14 protein-coding genes are annotated in these 19,235 nt (G+C 66.5%); all 14 read left to right on the forward strand.

The genetic code is table 11. The features are described 5' to 3' along the window. Positions 1-35: 35 nt before the first annotated feature. The 14 genes from lysW (at position 36) to rplS (ending at position 19,134) form a co-directional block, all read left to right on the forward strand. Positions 36-206, forward strand: a complete 171-nt coding sequence (lysW, locus tag ACPQ6D_RS06225; RefSeq protein WP_423223434.1) for a lysine biosynthesis protein LysW — start codon at positions 36-38, stop codon at positions 204-206. A gap of 3 nt (positions 207-209) precedes the next feature. Beyond that, entirely contained in the window at positions 210-1,127 is a 918-nt protein-coding gene (gene lysX, locus ACPQ6D_RS06230) for a lysine biosynthesis protein LysX (RefSeq protein WP_423223435.1), read from the forward strand. Then, positions 1,124-2,182: an N-acetyl-gamma-glutamyl-phosphate reductase gene (gene argC, locus ACPQ6D_RS06235; protein WP_423223436.1), complete on the forward strand. Its 1,059-nt coding sequence runs from the start codon at positions 1,124-1,126 to the stop codon at positions 2,180-2,182. The genes lysX and argC overlap by 4 nt, the downstream gene beginning before the upstream one ends. A gap of 133 nt (positions 2,183-2,315) precedes the next feature. Continuing rightward, complete coding sequence (locus ACPQ6D_RS06240; RefSeq protein ID WP_423223437.1) at positions 2,316-3,203, forward strand: [LysW]-aminoadipate kinase; 888 nt, start codon at positions 2,316-2,318, stop codon at positions 3,201-3,203. 6 nt (positions 3,204-3,209) lie between these two features. After that, positions 3,210-4,397, forward strand: a complete 1,188-nt coding sequence (locus ACPQ6D_RS06245) for an aspartate aminotransferase family protein (protein WP_423223438.1) — start codon at positions 3,210-3,212, stop codon at positions 4,395-4,397. Between the two features lie 294 nt (positions 4,398-4,691). Beyond that, positions 4,692-5,777, forward strand: a complete 1,086-nt coding sequence (locus ACPQ6D_RS06250; protein WP_423223439.1) for a [LysW]-lysine hydrolase — start codon at positions 4,692-4,694, stop codon at positions 5,775-5,777. A 199-nt stretch (positions 5,778-5,976) separates the two neighbouring features. Next, on the forward strand, positions 5,977-10,119 hold the full coding sequence (locus ACPQ6D_RS06255) for an NB-ARC domain-containing protein (protein ID WP_423223440.1): 4,143 nt from the start codon (positions 5,977-5,979) through the stop codon (positions 10,117-10,119). Between the two features lie 49 nt (positions 10,120-10,168). Beyond that, positions 10,169-10,441 (forward strand): hypothetical protein, encoded by a 273-nt coding sequence (locus ACPQ6D_RS06260; RefSeq protein WP_423223441.1) that lies wholly within the window; start codon positions 10,169-10,171, stop codon positions 10,439-10,441. Further along, the gene (locus ACPQ6D_RS06265; protein WP_423223442.1) at positions 10,438-11,046 is read left to right on the forward strand and encodes a nucleotidyltransferase; all 609 of its coding nucleotides are present in this window, start codon (positions 10,438-10,440) and stop codon (positions 11,044-11,046) included. The genes ACPQ6D_RS06260 and ACPQ6D_RS06265 overlap by 4 nt, the downstream gene beginning before the upstream one ends. Then, entirely contained in the window at positions 11,043-11,957 is a 915-nt protein-coding gene (locus ACPQ6D_RS06270; RefSeq protein ID WP_423223443.1) for a hypothetical protein, read from the forward strand. Before ACPQ6D_RS06265 ends, ACPQ6D_RS06270 begins: the two co-directional genes overlap by 4 nt. A gap of 419 nt (positions 11,958-12,376) precedes the next feature. Beyond that, positions 12,377-15,319 carry a S8 family serine peptidase gene (locus ACPQ6D_RS06275; protein ID WP_423223444.1) on the forward strand — a complete coding sequence of 981 codons (2,943 nt, stop codon included), beginning with the start codon at positions 12,377-12,379 and terminating at the stop codon, positions 15,317-15,319. A 588-nt stretch (positions 15,320-15,907) separates the two neighbouring features. After that, the gene (locus ACPQ6D_RS06280; RefSeq protein ID WP_423223445.1) at positions 15,908-17,593 is read left to right on the forward strand and encodes a hypothetical protein; all 1,686 of its coding nucleotides are present in this window, start codon (positions 15,908-15,910) and stop codon (positions 17,591-17,593) included. A 476-nt stretch (positions 17,594-18,069) separates the two neighbouring features. Continuing rightward, positions 18,070-18,489 carry a hypothetical protein gene (locus ACPQ6D_RS06285; RefSeq protein ID WP_423223446.1) on the forward strand — a complete coding sequence of 140 codons (420 nt, stop codon included), beginning with the start codon at positions 18,070-18,072 and terminating at the stop codon, positions 18,487-18,489. 291 nt (positions 18,490-18,780) lie between these two features. Then, complete coding sequence (rplS, locus tag ACPQ6D_RS06290; RefSeq protein WP_423223447.1) at positions 18,781-19,134, forward strand: 50S ribosomal protein L19; 354 nt, start codon at positions 18,781-18,783, stop codon at positions 19,132-19,134. The last annotated feature ends 101 nt before the right edge of the window (positions 19,135-19,235 follow it).

The following is a 19,235-nucleotide window of genomic DNA, read 5'->3' on the forward strand; positions in this document are numbered from 1 at the left end:
TGACGACAAAAGCAAACCAAAAGGAGAATTGCAAGATGACTAACGTAATGTGTCCTGAGTGCGCCGCGCAGATCGAGATCGGCGGCGATGTCGTGGCCGGCGAAATCGTACAGTGCCCGGAATGCGGCGTCGAGTTGGAGGTGCTGAGCACTGCCCCGCTGACGGTTGACCTGGCGCCGGAAGTCGAAGAGGATTGGGGAGAGTAAGCCATGCGCATCGGTGTGCTGCTGTCGCGCGTGCGCGTGGAAGAAAAACTGATCATCGGCGCCCTGGAAAGGCGGGGCATCGAACACGCCACGATTGACGATCGCGAGGTGATCTTTGAATTGGGGCGGAACGGCTTCGACTACGACGTGGTGATCGAACGCTGCATCAATCACAGCCGCGCCCTGTATGCACTGCGCATCCTCAACGACGCCGGGGTGCCCACGGTCAATACGTTTCAGGTGGCCGATACCTGCGGCAACAAACTGCTGACCACCAGCGCGCTCTTTCGCTGCGGCGTGGCGTCGCCGCGCACGCTGGTGGCCTTCACACCTGAATCGGCGTTGCAGGCCATCGAGAGCCTGGGTTACCCGGTGGTGCTCAAGCCAGCCGTCGGTTCCTGGGGCCGCCTGCTGAGCAAGATCAACGATCGCGAGGCGGCCGAGGCCATCCTGGAACACAAGGAGACGCTCGGCACCTACCACCACTCGATTTTCTATATCCAGGAATATGTGCGCAAACCGGGTCGTGACATTCGCGCCTTCGTCGTGGGCAACGAGACCATCTGCGCCATCTACCGCCACTCGCCGCACTGGATCACCAACACGGCGCGCGGCGGTCAGGCCAGCGTCTGCCCGGTCACACCAGAGCTAAACGATCTGTGCGTGGCCGCGGCCACGGCCGTGGGTGGCGGCGTGGTGGCGATTGATGTCTTCGAGGATCCCGAGCGCGGCCTGCTGATCAACGAGGTCAACTACACGATGGAGTTCCGCAATTCGATCGAGCCGACCGGCGTGGATATTCCAGGGCGCATCGTAGACTTTGCCGTGCGCGTCGCGCGTGACGGTTGGGCCGCGGCCAACGGCTGGCGCGCGACCGGAGTCGCTGCCGGTCAGTCGGGCGCGGCAGAGGTCGGGCCGTGAGCCAGCGCCTGCGCGTCGCCATCCTGGGCGGTTCCGGCTACACCGGAGGCGAGCTGCTGCGCCTGCTGCTCGACCATCCGCACACGGACGTGGTCCAGGTCACGTCGGAGCGCCACGCGGGTCGTTTCGTGCACTTCGTCCACCCCAACCTGCGCGGCCGTACGCGGCTGAAATTCAGCGCCGCCAGCGATCTGCAGCCGGTAGACGTGCTTTTCAGCTGCCTGCCGCACGGCGCCGCGCAGCAGCGCATCGCACAATTGGCCGCGCTGGCGCCGCGCATCATTGACCTCAGCGCGGACTTCCGCCTGCGCCGCGCCGATGATTATGTCACCTGGTACGGCCAGGCGCACACCGCGCCGGCCTGGCTCGATCGGTTCGTTTACGGCCTGCCGGAGCTGCACCGCGAGGAGTTGCGCGGAGCCAGTTACGTCAGCGGCGTCGGCTGCAACGCCACGGCCGCTAACCTGGCCCTATGGCCGCTGTTCAAGGCCGGCCTGGCCGACCCGACGCGCGATGTGGTGGTAGAGGTCAAGGTCGGTTCCAGCGAAGGCGGCGCAGAGCCAGGCCCGTCCTCTCACCACCCGGAGCGCGCCGGCGTCGTGCGCAGCTTCGCGCCGACCGGCCATCGCCACACGGCCGAGGTGCGCCAGGCGCTCAGTCTGACCGGCGCGGCGCCGCCGGTTCACCTGTCGGTGACAGCCGTGGAGCTGGTGCGCGGGGTGTTAGCCACCGGGCATGTGTTTCTGGCCGATCGCAGTCTCAACGACAAGGACCTGTGGGGCGCGTATCGGGCCGCGTACGGCAGCGAGCCGTTCGTGCGCATCGTCAAGGAGCGCCAGGGGCTTTACCGCTACCCGGAGCCAAAAATCTTGGCCGGCAGCAACTACGCCGACGTCGGTTTCGAGCTTGACCCGGTGACTGGCCGCGTCGTGGTTTTATGCGCGCTGGACAATCTGATGAAGGGCGCGGCCGGCAGCGCGGTGCAGTGTCTGAACCTGATGGCGGGCTGGGACGAGACCGCGGGATTGGGGTTTGCGGGGCTGCATCCGGTGTGATTGGAGATCGAAGATTGGAGATCGGAGATCAGAGATCAGGTGTGTGGAAGGCGGATGGTCTCCGGTCTTGGGCGACCACGCAGGGCCGCCCGCACATGGTCTCTGATCTCAGGCTGTCATTGAGGGTATGAACATGATCGTAGTCAAAATCGGCGGCGGCAAGGGATTGAACCTGGACGGGCTGTGCCAGGAGATCGCTGACCGGCTGCAGCAGGGAGAACGGCTGGTGCTGGTGCATGGCGGCGCGGAGACGACCGATGAGCTGGCGGCGGCGTTGGGCCACCCCGCGCAGTATGTCACCTCGACGTCGGGTCATGTCAGCCGGCGCACCGACCGGCGCACGCTGGAGATTTTCGAGATGGCCTACTGTGGTCAGATCAATAAAGGCTTGGTTGAGCGCCTGCAAGGACTGGGCGTCAACGCCGTGGGCCTCAGCGGGCTGGACGGAGGACTGCTGCGCGGGCCGCGCAAGGATGTGCTGCGCATCGTGGAGAACGGCCGCCAGAAAGTGCTGCGCGACGACTTCACCGGCAAGGTGGAGGAGGTCAACGCGGGCCTGCTGAGCCTGCTGCTGGACAACGGCTACTTCCCGGTGCTGACCCCGCCCGCACTCAGCTTCAACCATGAGGCGATCAACGTGGATGGCGACCGCGCCGCGGCCGCGGTGGCCGTCGCGCTGCATGCGGACACGCTGATCCTGCTGACCAGCGCGCCCGGTTTGCTCTCCCGCTTCCCTGACGAAGATAGTCTGCTGCCTCGATTGAGACTAGGCGATTTGGATAGGGCCATTGACTATGCGCAAGGCAAGATGAAGCGCAAGGTGTTGGCCGCGCAAGAGGCGCTGCAAGGCGGCGTGCCCACCGTCATCATCGGCGACGGCCGCCGCGCGGCGCCGCTGCGCGATGCGCTGGCCGGAGCAGGAACGCGGATTGGAGACCGGAGACCGGAGACCGGAGATCACCTGCCTTCCACGCGCCGATCTCTGGTCTCTGATCTCCGATCTTCAACATGGAGGGGGTAACGGGGCATGGCTGAGCGGACGTGGAGCGACATCGAGGACGAGCACAGCAGCGGTTGCTATCCGAAACGACCGCTGACCCTGGTGCGCGGGGAAGGCGTGTGGGTGTGGGATGACGCGGGGCGGCGTTATCTCGACTGCACCAGCGGCCAGGGCGTGGCGCTGATCGGCCACGCGCATCCGGCCGTGGCCGCGGCTGTGGCGCAGCAGGCCGCGACGCTCATCACGTGTCCAGAGATCTTCTACAACGACCGGCGGGCGACCCTACTGGCGCGGTTAGCGGGGCTGGCCCCGGCCGGTTTGACCCGCGCCTTCCTGTGCAACTCCGGCACGGAGGCGGTGGAGGCCGCGCTCAAGTTTGCCCGCCTGCTGACCGGCCGGCCGGGCGTCATCGCCATGCAGCGCAGCTTTCACGGCCGCACCTTTGGCAGCCTGAGCGCGACGTGGGAGCCGAAGTACCGCCAGCCCTTCGAGCCGCTGGTGCCTGGCTTCCGCCATGTCCCGTATGACAACCTGGAGGCGCTGGCGGCCAGCCTCGATGATCAGACGGCGGCCGTCATCGTTGAGCCGGTGCAGGGCGAAGGGGGCGCGCGGCCCCCCAGCCCTGGCTACCTGGCCGGCGTGCAGACGCTGTGCCGCCAGGCCGGCGCGCTGCTGATCGCGGATGAGGTGCAGACCGGTTTTGGGCGCACGGGGCGCTGGTTCGGCTGCCAGCACGATGACGTAACGCCCGATTTGATGGCCCTGGGCAAAGGCATCGCCGGCGGCGTGCCGATGGGCGCGGCGCTGCTGCATGAACGCTTTGGCCCGCTGCCCGCAGGCAGCCACGGCTCCACCTTTGGCGGCAACCCGTTGGCCTGCGCTGCGGCCCTGGCGACGCTCGCTGTGCTGGAACGGGACGATCTGCCCGGCCAGGCGGCCGCCAAGGGCGCGTATCTCCTGGCGCAGTTGCAGGCCCGCGTAGCACCTTTGCCCGTGGTGCGGCAGGTGCGCGGACGCGGCCTGCTGATCGGCGTCGAGCTGCGCACGCGGGTCACGCCCTATCTGCAAAGCCTGCAGGCCCTGGGCGTGTTGGCGCTGCCGGCTGGCCCCACGGTGTTGCGCCTGCTGCCGCCGTTGGTCATCACGCACACGCAGCTAGATCAGGCCGTGGAGGCTGTCGCTGCTGCTCTTGCCGGAACCACCGCGGGAGATTAGCGGCCTCACCTCAACCCCCGCCCCTTCTCCTCTCCGCGCGGCGGAGAGGAGAAGGGGGGAAGAGGGCGGCTGTCGTTCGGTCTCCTGGCTGGCCGACGCTGGCACAAGAGAGTGTGATTCGGCGCAGAGGGCGTCGTCACGCCGGAGGCGTGACCTACGGCGTGGCTTACACAATCTGCAAGAAACCATCACACAAGGACACAAAGGCGCACAAGAGCTACTTCGTGTCTCCGTGCCTTTGTGTGAGCCATTCGATTCCAGCTTTTTCGGGTTGGGGATTGGGGATTTTGCGCGATGAACGACACACAGGCCGTCCAACTCCTGCAGGAGATGATCGAGATCGAAAGCCTCTCCGGCGGCGAAGGCCGTCATGCAGCCTTCCTGGTGGAGCAGATGATAGCCAATGACTACACGAAGGCCTGCGTGGATGAGGCCGGCAATGCCGTCGGCGAGATGGGCGACCCCGCGGCGCCGCGCACGATCGTGCTGCTAGGCCATCAAGATACCGTTCCGGGACGGATTCCGGTGCGCATCGAAGACGGCAGGCTGTTTGGTCGCGGCGCCGTGGACGCCAAAGGGCCGCTGGCCGCATTCACTGCGGCCGTGGCGCGGATCGGCCCCCGGCCCGGCGTGCGCTTCGTGGTCGTCGGCGCGACCGAGGAAGAGGCTGCCAGCAGCCGGGGCGCACGCCTGATCCGCGACCGCTTCCTGGCCGAGGGCGTCCCCGCCGCGTGCCTGATCGGCGAACCGAGCGGCTGGGAGCGCGTGACGTTGGGTTACAAAGGGCGCCTGCTGGCCGATCTGCACGTCGCCGGCCCGTGCGGCCACAGCGCCGGCGACCGCCTGGGCGTCAACGAACAGGCTGCAGCCTGGTGGCAGAGCGTCATTGGCTACACGAAAGCGCACAACGAAAACTGGGAAGGCCCCTTTCGCCAACTGCTGCCCAGCCTGCGCAGCCTGGCGAGCGGCGCCGACGGCCTGCGCGAGTGGGCCGATCTGCGCGTGGGGCTGCGCCTGCCGCCGGCCTGTGACCTGGCCGCCCTGCAAGCCGACATGACCGCGCTTGCGCAGCAGGTCAACGCTGCGCAAGCGTCGTTCACGCTGACCTTCTCCGGTCAGGAGCCTGCCTACGTCGCCGACAAGAACACCCCGTTGGCCCGCGCCCTGCTGACCGGCATCCGCCAGGAAGGCGGCCGGCCCGGCTACCTGCTCAAGACCGGCACCAGCGACATGAACGTCGTCGGCCCGGCCTGGCGCTGCCCCATCCTGGCCTATGGCCCCGGTGATTCCAGCCTCGATCACACGCCAGGGGAGCACATCGAGATCGTGGAGTACCTGCGCGCGATTCGGGTGTTGGAGGCGGCGTTAGGCAAGCTGTAGATCAGAGATCAGAGATCGGAGATTAGAGATCAGGGATTACGAATGTTCTCCCTTTCTACCGGCCTCCAATCTCCGGTCTCCAATCTCCGGTCTCCAATCTCCAGTCTCCAATCTCCGGTCTCCAATCCTCACATCTGTGGTATAATATCTCCATGCCCCCGTTCCGTCACCACCCGCCGCAGGACGGCAAGGAGCATCCATGGAACCGACATCGCCCACGAACACGACGGCAGCCGCGCCAGGGATTGAACTTGAAACCGCGGCAGCGGAAGAACGTTTTCAGGCGTTCATGCGCATCCCAGACCAGGCGGCCATGCTCAGCTTTGCGGTCGAGCAGGAGGACGCCGACCTGGATGACCTGGAGCGCACGGTTGCGGCGCGCCTGGCGGCCGCTCAGGGCGACGAAGCGACCGCCATCCGCCAGCGCCTGGAGGGGCTGCGCCGCCTGCGGTCGGAGGATCTGGCGACCGCGCGCGCCGTGACCGCGGCCGTGGCGCAGATGAGCCACGCTGAGCGCCTGCAGCTCATGTTCGAGACCGTCACGGATGCCGCGGGCATGATGGGGTTGGTCGCGGCCACGGCCGATGACGACCTGGACCGCTTGGAAGCGGCGGCAGAGGCCAGGATCGCGGCCGCGGGCGGCGAGGAGGGTCTGCAGCAGCGCCTGGATGACCTGCGCCGCTGGCGCACGACCGAACAGGCGGCGCGGGCGACGCTGGCGCCGTTGGGCGAGGCAGGCGGGCAAGCCCTGGCCGACCAACTGGTGACCTGGATCCAGACGCCGGATTGGGACGCGTCGGAGACCTTCCTTGCGGCGCACGCGGCTGAGCTGCTGACCGACGCGGGCGCGGCCGCGCTGACCCTGCTGCGCATGAACAACCCCGGCCACGAGGCGATTGAGCAGCACGGGCCCCTGCTGGCCGCGTGCCGGCAGATCGGCGTCGAGGCGGCCTATGCGCAGCTGCGCCGGGGGCTTGCACAGCAAGCGCAGCTCGAACGTCTGCAGCAGAGCCGGCTGGGGCAAGCGGTCATCGCGTTCGTGCAGGCGGAGGATGCCGACGCGGCCGCGCAACTCCAAAGCCAGAATCTCCTCACCACGACCGACGCCCGCGACGCCCTGCAAATGCTGCTGGACAGGGCGATCCAGGCTGGCGACACGCCGGCCGCGGCGCGCATCGCGGACCGGCTGGCGCTGGTGCAGACGGCCCGGCTGGCTCGTTACGCCCCGCCCCCTGACCCGTCGCCATCCAATCAGCGCGCGAGCCTGGGTGCGGAGAGCTCCCCGGCGCTGCAAAACCTGGGGATCAACGCTGAAGGGGTCAAGTACCTGGTGGTCAGCGCCCAGAACTGCACGATTGGCGACAACGGCATTACCATCAATAACTTCGGCGTGGTGCCGCTGCAGTGGCGCAGGCCCGAGGAGTTCCAGCGCAAGCTGACCGACAGGGCGGTGGGTCGCCGCCAGGAGCTGGACGACCTGCACCGCGCGTTGGAGAACGGCCGCGCGGCAGTCGTGGGCAAGGGGATCGAACGGGGGACCAGCGGCGCGCTGCACGGACTGCCCGGCGTGGGCAAGAGCATCCTGGCCGCACTGTATGCCGAAGCCTACGCCGCCGACTACCCCGGCGGCGTACTCTGGCTGCAATTGACGCCCGACATGATGACGGCTGAGAGCGTCGGCCCGGAGCTGAGCCGGGTGGCGGCCTATGCCTACAGCATGGATGTGCAGGCTTATCGCCTATTTATGGCGGCGCAGCAGCTCCCTGGCGCAGGCGCGGCCGCCGCGCTGCGCGGCGCGCAGTTCGCTCCGGAGATCGTACGCGGCCTACTGACCGGCCATGGCCGCCTGTTAGTGGTGGCCGACAATGCGTGGGATCGGGCTGTCCTGGCGCCCATGCGCGCCGCACTGCCCATTGACGCCCATCTGCTGGTCACCACACGCGATGAACGGGTGGCCGTGGACGTGGGCCGGCGCCTGGAGCTGGACGTGCTCAGCGGGGAGGATGCGCTGGCCCTGATTGCCCTGACCTTGCCCGCCCTGCCCCCGGCCGTGGCTGCGCGCCTGGCGACCGCAGTAGGCTATCATCCGCTGGCGCTGGAGATCACGGTGGGCGATCTGGCCAGCTACGGACCAGATGAGTGGGCAGGCCTGGTGGCGCAGATCGAGAGCAGCGTCAAGGATGGGTTGAGCCTGGACGGCGCGCCACTGCCCGATGACGTGGCGCGGGAACGCCGGCTGGAAGTTGTCCTGCGCTACAGCTACGATGCTTTGGGTCGTGCGCCGGACGGTGCGGCCTTGCAGCGCTGCTTCCGCGGCCTGGGCTGCCTGGCCCATGAGGCCGATTTCGCGACCGACGCGGCAGCCGCACTGTGGGCAGAAGCCATTACCGCGGCCCAGGCCCGACTGAACGTTTTTGCGGCCCGCTCGCTGCTGCGTCGCCAGGCAGACGGCCGCTGGCGGCAGCACGGCATCCTGCGCGGCTTTGCTCTGCGCCTGCAAAGCGCCGAAGAGCGTGAACGCTGGCCTGAACGCCATGCCCGCCATTACCTGGCTGCCATGCAGGCTGCAGATGACGCGCAGCGCTACTATGTGATGACAGCCGACCTGCCCAACCTGCGCCAGGCCTTCGCCTGGGCGCAGCAGGAGAGCCTGGAAACGGCGCAAGCCTTGTTGAGCAACACCGCAGACCTGCTGCGCAGCCAGAATCTGGGGAATGAGTATCTGACCTGGGCTGACCGCGTGCTGGCGCAAGCGCAGCGTCTTGGCAGTTCACGTGCCGTTGGGCAGGCGCTCCTCAACCGCGGCAACGCGCTGCAGGCGGCAGCCACCCTGGTGTTGGGCGAAGACCGCGGCGGCCGCCTGCGCCAGGCCCTCGCCGCCTACGACGAAGCCCTCGCCCTGCGCCGCGACGTCCCCCTCGACTACGCGACAACCCAGAACAACCGCGCGGTTCTGCTGCGTGATTTGGCCAGCTTGCCCGGCGAAGACCGCGGCGGCCGCCTGCGCCAGGCCCTCGCCGCCTACGACGAAGCCCTCGCCCTGCGCCGCGACGTCCCCCTCGACTACGCGACAACCCAGAACAACCGGGCTAATCTGCTGAGTGATTTGGCCAGCTTGCCCGGCGAAGACCGCGGCGGCCTCCTGCGCCAGGCCCTCGCCGCCTACGACGAAGCCCTCGCCCTGCGCCGCGACGTCCCCCTCGACTACGCGACAACCCAGAACAACCGGGCTAATCTGCTGAGTGATTTGGCCAGCTCGCCCGGCGAAGACCGCGGCGGCCTCCTGCGCCAGGCCCTCGCCGCCTACGACGAAGCCCTCGCCCTGCGCCGCGACGTCCCCCTCGACTACGCGCAAACCCAGAACAACCGCGCGGTTCTGCTGAGTGATTTGGCCAGCTTGCCCGGCGAAGACCGCGGCGGCCGCCTGCGCCAGGCCCTCCAGGCCGCTGGGGACGCGGTGCGCCTGTTCGAGTCCTCTCAGCACGTCCAATACCTGGAGATCGGGCGGCGGACCCTGGCGGGAGTCGTCGTGACCCTGGGCGTTGGCGGGTTCGCAGCTGCCTGGCGCCAGCTTTATCCCGCGGCTGAGCTGCCGCGCCTGGATCGTGGGCACCTGTTGGGAGAATTGGCTGAACAGGAAGGCGTCACGTCCAATGAGGCGTTTACGCAGCGCCTGCAGGCCGACCCCAAGTTCAAGGCACGCGCGGATGAACTCATCGCCTTCGCTCAAGAGCCGGGTGAGGGGGCAGCCGCTGGCGATCCCCTGGCCGCGGGCCTTTATGCCCTGCTGCAGGTGGATTCCGAGCAGGCGCTGCGCCAGACCCTGGCCGACCACCCCATCCTGATCGAGGTGCAGGGACTGTTGGCGTTGGCCGGTCAGATCAACCAGGCCCTGGCCGATCAAGCGCGTGAGAACGTGACCCGGTTGGTGATTTTGCTGGCCGTACTGCTGGAGGGTTACAACGAGGCCCACAGCGACGAGATTGATCCCGAGGCGCACATGGCCGTGATTGACTTGTGCGAGCAGGTCATTCCCCTGGCGGGCCAGCTCGACGCCAGTCTGGCGACCGCGCTGCGCCAGCAGGCTGCCTGGGCCTGCAACACGCTGGGCAATCACGCCGCGGACACGCTCAAAGACCTGGCGCAGGCCGTCGCTGCGTACAGCCGCGGCCTGGCGTTCGATCCAGCCCACGCGATGCTGCTGCGCAACCGCGCCGGCGTGCACATGGACCGCGGCGACTTGGCCGCGGCCCAGGCCGACATCGAAGCCGCGGCCCGCCTGCAGCCGGACGCGCCGCGCCTGGCCGATCTGCGCCGCGCTCTGGCCGCGGCGCAAGGCTAGACTTCCGCAGTCTGCGAATCCGCAGCCTGAACATCTAGAGGAGGTAGAGATGTCTGTAGCTGAAACCATCGCCGTCGCGGACCGGCCCACACCGGGCCTCACGCGCGCCGAGGCTCTTCTCTTCCGCGATCGCTGGCAAGCGGTGGCGGAGTTCGAAGCCCTTGAACGTCGCTGCGCGCCGCTCGATCTGCTTTGGCAGCAGACTGAAGCGATCTGGGATTTTGCATCCCTCATGGGCTGGCTGGCCCGTGGGACCGACACGCAGGCCGATCTCGACCGCGTGCGCGCCCGTTGGACCAAACTCAAGGAGAGTTTGCCATGAGTCCATCCGCGACTGTGCGCCCCTTGCTGAACGCCCTTGCTGCCGTGCAACTAGTCCTGGACGCGTGGTCAGAGCGGGGAGTGATCATCGGTGGTGTTGCGGCCAGCCTCTTGGGACGACCGCGCTACACGGCTGATGTGGACGCAGTCGTCTTGGTCTCCACAGAAGAGCTGCCTGAGTTTACCGCAGTGACGCTGCAAGCCGGCTTGATGCCACGCGTCCCCAATGCGGAGGCCTTTGCACGGCGCAATCGGGTCCTCCTGCTGCGCCATGCAGAGAGCGGCGTGGATGTGGACATTTCGTTGGGCGCCCTGCCTTTCGAGGAGCAAGCGGTTGCGCGCGCCACGATGGTGCAAGTCAGCGGTCTTGCGCTGCGACTGGTCACGCCTGAGGACTTGATCATTATGAAAGCGGTGGCGCATCGCCGCCAAGATATGGAAGATATCCAGGCTGTGATTGAACGTCATCCCCATTTGGACCGCCAGCGGATTCGCCTGTGGGTGCAGCAATTTGCCGAAGTCTTGGAGGCGCCCGAACTGTGGACCGACATTGCCGGCTGGCTGGAACCGCAGCCCCCGCCGCGCCCGCGCAGGAGACGACCATGAACGTAACGCTGGTCTTTGCGCCTGTGGATGGTCAGGACGCCGCAGACCGCCTGACCGCGCTGCTGACTACGCTCGGCGTGACGGTTGATGCGGCCTCATCCGCTGCGCCCGCCATTGCGCTGTTGACGCCGGCCGCGCTCAGTGATCCGGCCGTGCTGCGTCGCCTGCGCGGCGCGGGCAAGCCGCCCCTGCCCCTGGCTGCCCCCGCGCCGGCCGCTTTCCCTGCGCCCGACGACCTGGCGCGCATCATCGAATGGCTGTACGCGCCGGCGCCAGCCCCTGCCGCGTCCAAGTACCAGGTTCACATCGCCCACGCGGTCAACACCAGTATTGGCGACGGCAGCGTGACCGTCAACGTCTTTGGCGGCGGCGCAGGCTGGTCCGCGGCGGAGACCGCGGGCCTGGTCAGCGCGCTGCGCGGCCAGCCGCCCGGCGCGCCGATGAGCGCCGGGGAGCTGCGCGGCCTGCTGGCGCAGGTGCAGGCGCAGGTGCAGCAGGTAGACGTGACGCTGCGCGCGGGCTTCACGGCCGTGCTGACCCGCTTCGATCTGAGCGAGCAGCGCATCGTCGGCCCCATCCTGGCGCGCCTCGACGCGCAGCACGCAGCCGAGGTCGCCGCGCTGCTCGATGCCCTCGACGCCGCGGCGTGGACGCGCGACGAGCTGGCCGCCTGGCTGGCCCCGGTCAGCGCGGCGCTGCTGGAAGTCCGGTCGCGCGCGGCGCTGCCGATCGAGGTCAACCAGGCGGCGGACCTCGTCGAAGCGCCGGGACTGGACGTCAAACACAAGCTCAAGCTCTCCATCCCCCTCATCCCCTTCCTGCTCGACTACGAAGGCGAGCTCGAGTTCGACATCAGGGCGAACCTGGAAACCGCCTGGCAAGCCCTCAAACGGCTCCTCGCGCGGCGTTAAGACGGGGTGCATTTCAGAATGGAGGCGGGTCGAGCCCCTCCCAGGGTGTCAGGCCCGATAGGGCCTTCCACCTCGTAGCCCGATCCGTTCACGGTCGGGCGGCGTTGGTTGCGCGCAGGCCATCCGGCCACCAACCCCGCCGAAGGCCAAAGGCCATGCGGCTGCCAACCCCCGGAAGGCCAAAGGCCATCCGGCTACGAGATGCAAGCCCCTCCGGGGCTACGCCCCTAATTTGAAGAGCCAAATATTCTGTCAATCCAGTAAATCCTGTCTATTTTGCGGTAGATAAATCGTTCAAATTTGCCGCTGCTGGTACTCGGCCCTTTGCACTTTGCACTTTCGCCGTTCCGATGTAAACTAGGGTCCTTCCCACTCCTCCCCGTCGAACGAACGAAACACCAACATGTAAGGAGAGCACCATGGCCGATCGTTGGGCGACGCCCACTGGGTCGTCGCGGCGTAGTTCCCCGTCCAGGTTCTATTGGTTTCTGATCGTTGTGCTCCTGCTGGGCGCGGCGCTGGCAGCGACCACGCGCATCCGCGCGCAGGAGTCCGGCAGCACCCCGTTGCGCTTGCAATGGGCCACTTTCGATCCCCTGCAACTGGATGAAAAGCTGCTCACCGGCGCGCTGGGTCTGGCAGACCCGGAGAAGGCGCCCTATCAAATTGTGCAGTTCCGCGGCCCGATCGAAGAGGCGTGGAAAGCTGATCTGAGCAGCGCGGGCCTGGAACCGCTGATCTATCTGCCGGATTACGCGTTCGTGGTGCGGGTGCACGCAGACGCCAGCCTGGCGCAGGCGCGCGCCATGCCGCAGGTGCGTTGGGTCGGCGCGTACTACCCGGCCTTCAAGCTCAGCCCCGCGCTGACGGACGGCGCAGCGCCGGCGGACGCCAGCCTGGATCTGCGCGTGCTCGGCTTCCCCGGCGAAAACCAGGACAGCCTGGTCAGCGCGCTCAGGGGCTTGGGCGCGCAGGTGACCAGCGTCTCTGACCAGGGTTGGGGGCCGACCGTGCGCCTCAGCCTGGCCGCCAGCCAGCTTCCGGCCGTGGCCCAAGTCGCAGCGGTGCAGTGGGTCGAGCCGTTCTATCCCATGAAGTTGAGCAACGATGTTGGCCGCGGCATCATCAACGTCAACCTGGCCTGGCAGCGCATGGCCGCGCAGGGCGTCAACCTCTACGGCGCGGGCCAGACTGTGGCCGTGGCCGACACCGGGCTGGACACGGGCAACACCAACACCCTCAGCAATGACTTTGCGGGCCGCCTGGTCAACGCGTATGCGCTGGGCCGCGCCAACGACTGGAGCGATCACGATGCCCACGGCACGCACGTCGCCGGTTCGGTGTTGGGCAACGGCGCCAATTCGGGCAGCAATCCTGGGGCGCACAACTACACCTCGTCCTTTGCCGGCGCCGCGCCCGAAGCGCAGCTCGTCTTTCAATCGCTGGAAGACCCCAACGGCGGCTTGGGCGGCATTCCCGACAACCTGAACGACCTGTTCCAGCCTGCTTACGGCGACGGCGCGCGCATTCACACCAACAGTTGGGGCGGCCCCACCGGCGGGGCCGGCAACCGTTACGGCGGCTACACGACCGAGTCGCAGCAGGTGGATCAATTCACGTGGCAGCACCAGGATATGGTGATCCTCTTTGCTGCGGGCAACGAGGGCACCGATCAAAACGGCAACGGTGTGATTGACCCGGACTCGATCGGCCAACCAGGCACGTCCAAGAACGCGATCACGGTGGGGGCCAGCGAGAACCTGCGCAACAGCGGCGGCTACAACCCTGGCGGGCCGTGCAGCCTGTGGGGCAACTGCTGGCCCAGCGACTTCGGCGCCAATCCGATCAGCTCGGACCGCCTCTCGGACAATGCCGAGGGGCTGGCCGCTTTCTCCAGCCGCGGGCCAACCGACGATGGACGCATCAAGCCTGACATCGTTGCGCCCGGCACCAACATCCTCTCCGTGCGTTCGCACGGCAGCGGCGCGGGCACCGGCTGGGGCGTCTACAACAGCAATTACATCTTTGAAGGCGGCACCAGCATGGCGACGCCGCTGACCGCAGGCGCGACCGCGCTCGTGCGCCAGTGGATCGTCAGCGTGCGCGGCATCGCCAACCCGCTGGGCGCGCTGGTCAAAGCCGCGCTGATCAACGGCGCACACAACATGGCGCCCGGCCAATACGGCAGCGGCGCGACCCAAGAAGTGCCCAACGGTCGCCCCAACAACGTCACCGGCTGGGGTCGCGTGGACGTGGCCGGCAGCGTCAAGCCGGACTCGCCGATCCAGATCGTGCTCAAGAACGACACCGCCGGCCTGTCCACGGGCGGCGTGCGCACCTACCAGTTCACCATCAACAACCAAGGCGCCGCGCCCAGCGGCGCGCTGGACGACATCTCGGCCGTGCAGGCGCCGGCCGCCGAAATGCTGATCAACGGCAACTTCGAGCAGTATCACAACGGCTGGACCGAGACCACCAACATCGGTGTGCCAATCATCACCCCGGCCGGCCAGCTGCCCAACGGCATTTCGCCGCACAGCGGGAACTACGTCGCCTGGCTCGGCGGCTACAACGGCGCGGACGACCAGGTCTTCCAAACGGTCAGCGTCCCAGGCGGCGCAACGTCCGCCACGCTGGGCTTTTGGTACTGGTCAATCACTGACGAATCGAGCGCAGGATTCGATTATTTCGCGCTGCAGATCATGGACCCCACCAATGGCTCGCATTACGTGGATGTCCCAAACATCGACGCGGTGCCGCCCACCAACGGCTGGCAGTATGCCAGCTACACCCTGAGCGCCAGCGAGGTGGCGGCCATTCGTGGCCGCACCGTGCGCGTGCGCTTCCGCGTCATCACGGATGGCTCCCTCATCTCCAGCTTCTTCATTGACGATGTCAGCTTCGATGTCGCCAGCGGCCCGCCCACGGCCACCCCAACCCCGACCGCCACGCCCGTTGGCGGCAGCGGTCCGCTGCGCGTCACCCTGGCCTGGATGGACTACCCTGGCAATCCAGGCGCCAACCGTGCGCTGGTCAATGACCTGGACCTGGAAGTAACCGGGCCCACCGGAACCGTTTACTATGGCAACGGCGGCGGTTCGGCCGATCGCGTCAACGTGGTCGAAACCGTCTTCCTGGACAACGCGCCGAGCGGCGTCTACACCGTGCGCGTCAAGGGCTTCAACGTGCCCCAGAGCGCGCAGCCGTTTGGCCTGGTCGCCAGCGGCAAGAACCTGACCGAAGGCGGCGGCGCAGCGACGGCGACGCCATCCCCGACGCCCACGCGCACGCGCACGCCGACCCCAACCCCCACGGGCGCCGCCGCACCGCGGCGCAGCTACCTGCCGTACGTCGCGCCGTAACGCAAGCCTCCTGCTTGCTTGTAGCATCTTTTCGCTGTAAACAGCGGTTGGTCGCCTGATGGGCGGCCAACCGCTGTTTCGCGCGTGCGCCTCGGCATCCAGGCCGCGGCCACACAGGGAGTGTTCTTACAGAATTGGCTGCCATCGTCCAGTATGATTGTTATACCTTTGTCATTGTCTCGCTGGCTGCGCATTGGCAAGGCACCCAACGATCGTCCGTGTTGCGCACGCCAGTCGCCCCCAGGTGCAAGATGTGGGCCTGACCGTCTTCTTTCCCTTTCCACGGTCCTAGCGTCATGAGATCGGACCGAACGTGCCCCTGTTGCCCACGAATGAATCTGACAGCCCCGCCAACCCAGATGCTTACCAACTCAGGTGGGCGCGCATCGAGTCATCAGCAGCACGCGGCGCCCAAAACCAAGAACAGTCATAACGATATGCAAGGAGGCATACAACGAACAATCAAGCAAACGGGGGATACACCGGTAGTCTACCTTTAGCCGTAGGGGCAGGTTCCCGGCCCCATGATGGCGGTCAGGCTATCCTGACCATTCGATTACGTTACGTCAAGCTACACAGGAGGATGGTATGAAACTCTTTAGTCGTCGTTTTCGGGCCATGAGCCTGGCCCTGGTCGTGTTGGTGGTCTTGGCCGGCATGCCAATCTATGCGCAGCGCGCAGCCGAGGGTCTCGTTTCCACCGAAGATGCTGGGGTTGCGGTCGTGAGCGCGCCGGTTGAAGAAGCGCTCAACTGGGCCGACAAGATGCCGGAGCTGAGCAGCGAACAGAAAGCGCAGATTGACCTCTGGCAGGATCGCGTCAACCTGCCGGGGCCGGCGCGTGATCTGAAGGCCGCTGACGCCACCGATGCAGCAACGCTGGACGCGAGTCCGGCCGCCGCAGCGGAAAGTACGCTGGCCGAAACCGCAAGCGCAGACAAGGCGCCCCTCGCGCCCGGCGATGCGCAGCTTTACCGTAACGTGGCCTTTGGCGGAGCGATTCCCAGCGGCTACAAGTCGAACGTGCTTGAGCCGAGCCTGGGCAACGGCGGCAGGTATGTTTTCTATACCGGCAACTGGTTTGCCGCGCGTTCGATTGACGGCGGCTCAACCTGGTCGTACGTCAATGCCTACAACAACATGTCCGACTTCTGCTGCGACCAGATCGCGCAGTACGACAAAGCCCGCGACATGTACCTGTGGCTGCGGCAGGGCATTGCCAACGGCTCCGGCGTCGGTCGCTTCCGCCTCGGCGTTTCGACCAACAACGGCGCGTCCTTCTGCAACTACGACTTCTATCCCACCAACACCAACAGCGCCTGGACCGGCCAGTGGTGGGACTATCCGCACATCCAATTGGGCGCGGACTTCGCGTACATTGCGTACAACATGTTCAACGCCAGCGATACCTGGACGCGCACGGTGCTCCTGCGCTTCCCGCTGGACGCCTTGCGCAACTGCGCCGGCTTCAGTTACAACTACGTCGCTTCCACGTCCTGGTTCACCTTTGTGCCGGTGCAGGGCGCTGATCATGTGATGCACTTCGCTTCCAATCAGCCGACCAGTTCGCCTTACAACCGCATCAGCATTTGGCGCTGGGCCGAGAACTCCACGAGCGTCTCCCAGGTGATCAACAATGTCGCCGCCTGGACCTATGGCAGCAACCATCAGTGCGGCGCCAGCAGCGGCAACTGGATGGGACGATCGAGCGATCGTCTCCTGGCCGGCGCACGCTACAGCCTGCACTACGCCAACCTGAATGTGAACGGCCGCAAGGTCCTCGGCTGGTGGTGGAACGTGCAGCAGGGAGGCAACTTCACGCAGCCGTACATTGATGGTTACGCCGTCTATGAGGACACGCTGACCCAGGTGGGCGGCGCGCAGGGGCGGCCGTTGATCTCCAGCAGCAGTTACTGCTTTGGCTATCCCAGCGTCGCCGCCAACGTCCGCGGCGACCTCGGCATCGTCATGGACTACGCCAGCAGCGGCGACGGCTGGAAGCCGCGCGTGGGTTACAGCATCGCGGATGACTTCACGAACGCGCCGCCAGGCTTCACCTTCTTCGGCGTGATTGCCAGCAACGCCCGCCCGTCCGACAACAAGTGGGGCGACTACAACACCGTGCGTGTCTTCCAGCCCGGTCAGAATAACTGGGTGGCCGGCGCGCATTACATCCCCGGCAGCACCAACTGCGCCACATGCGCCGCGCCGGTCTACTTCGCGTTCGGCCGCTCACGCGACTACTATAACTGGAGCCGTTGGGCCAGCTACTAAAGCCTGAGCCAGGAGCGGCCCTGCGCGGCCGCTCATTAAACAAACCAGCAGTCCGGCGCCATCAACCTGGCGCCGGACTTCTTTTTTTGCCGCGCCGGTCCTGGATCCCGAACTTGTTCGTGCTGGCGGTCGTCTTCGGCGCGTCAGCGCCCGGCGACCCAGGTCGCAGCAGCCGTCGCCAAACCGCCCGGCGGCGGTGAGGCAAGCGAGCGATTGAAATCGCGCCTGATGGGCGTTCCGCCAGGCGTCCGCCTGAGTGGACGCGGCGCCGGTCGGCGCCGGCCGACCTGGCGGCGGCACGCCCTTGCGGCCCGAATTCATTCGGCGGCTGCAGTCGGCGCAGGATGCCTGAATAGTTACCACGATTGAACAAAAGGGCCGGACTCAGCGTCTTGGGTCTGTCACTGGCGCCGCGGCCGCGATCCTGCCTATGACCGACGAGCGCCGAGACTGAACTACCACGAGGAGAACTGACCATGATGAGCAGACAATGGAGTGCCTTCAAGATGTTTACCATCGCCAATGTCCTGGCGCTCGCCCTGGGCGCCTGCACCTTCCAACCCCCCACGAGCGGCGATGTCCGTCAGCCGACCAGGCAAACTGGCTGCCCCACGCCGACGGCCATGGCCAGCGCGGCCCTGGACGGGCAAGAGAGCGCGCAGGCCAGCGTCAGCCCGGCCGGCGCGCAAGAAGCGACGACCGACAGCGCGTCAGCCGATCAGCTCAGCCCGGCCGAGCGCGAAGCCATGCTGGATCGCGTCAACCAGGGGCCAGCGCGGCCCGAACTGACCAATGGGGCGTCGGTTCCACCAGCGCCCGGCTCCGAATCTCGTCTCGGCGACGACGCCGCAACCACCGATCTTGAGGTCGCTCCCACGCCAACGCCATGCAGCTAATGCCGCGCGCGTGCTGGCGCCGGCGCCTGGTGCGCTGTGAGCATACCTAGCGCCATAATTTGGCGGTTGTCCTAGTCCATGCTATAATCGGCGCTTGTGCGTCAGCACGGCAAGAAATCATTTGCAAAGTCTGACCCGGCGGCCCATGCCACCGGGTTCCGCTTGTCATTAAGGGCCTGCAATCGTCGGGACTGCAAGCGTCAAGGACCATTCGGCAGTTAGATGCAAACTGAGCGACGCAAGACAAACCATGGCAACGATGAATTGTAGGGATGAGAGGGAAGGGCCATTATGACGAATCCTTTGATGCTCTCTGTTGAGCAGGAGCAGCTGCGCAGCGGCGTACCGGGGCTGCGCATTGGCGACACGGTTAAAGTGCACCAACGCATCGTGGAAGGCAACCGCGAGCGTATCCAGGTTTTCCAGGGTGTCATCATGCGCATGCACGGCGGCGGCGTCAACGCCACGTTCACTGTACGCCGTATTGCCTCGCATGGCATTGGCGTCGAGCGCACGTTCCTGTCGAACTCGCCGCGCCTGGACAAAATCGAAGTGCTGCGGCACAGCAAAGTGCGCCGCGCCCAGCTTTATTTTCTGCGCGACCGCCGCGGCAAGTCAGCCCGTCTGCGTGAGCAGCGCGACTAGGGCATTGCCGCCGCTCGTTCACCCGCGTGCGGAGTGCAGCCCACTTCGCCACGCGTGAGGGCGCAGGGATTTTCCCTGCGCTTTGTTTTTAGGAGTCGCGC

This window comes from Candidatus Amarolinea aalborgensis (genome assembly GCF_900491745.1).
Classification (GTDB): domain Bacteria; phylum Chloroflexota; class Anaerolineae; order SSC4; family Amarolineaceae; genus Amarolinea; species Amarolinea aalborgensis.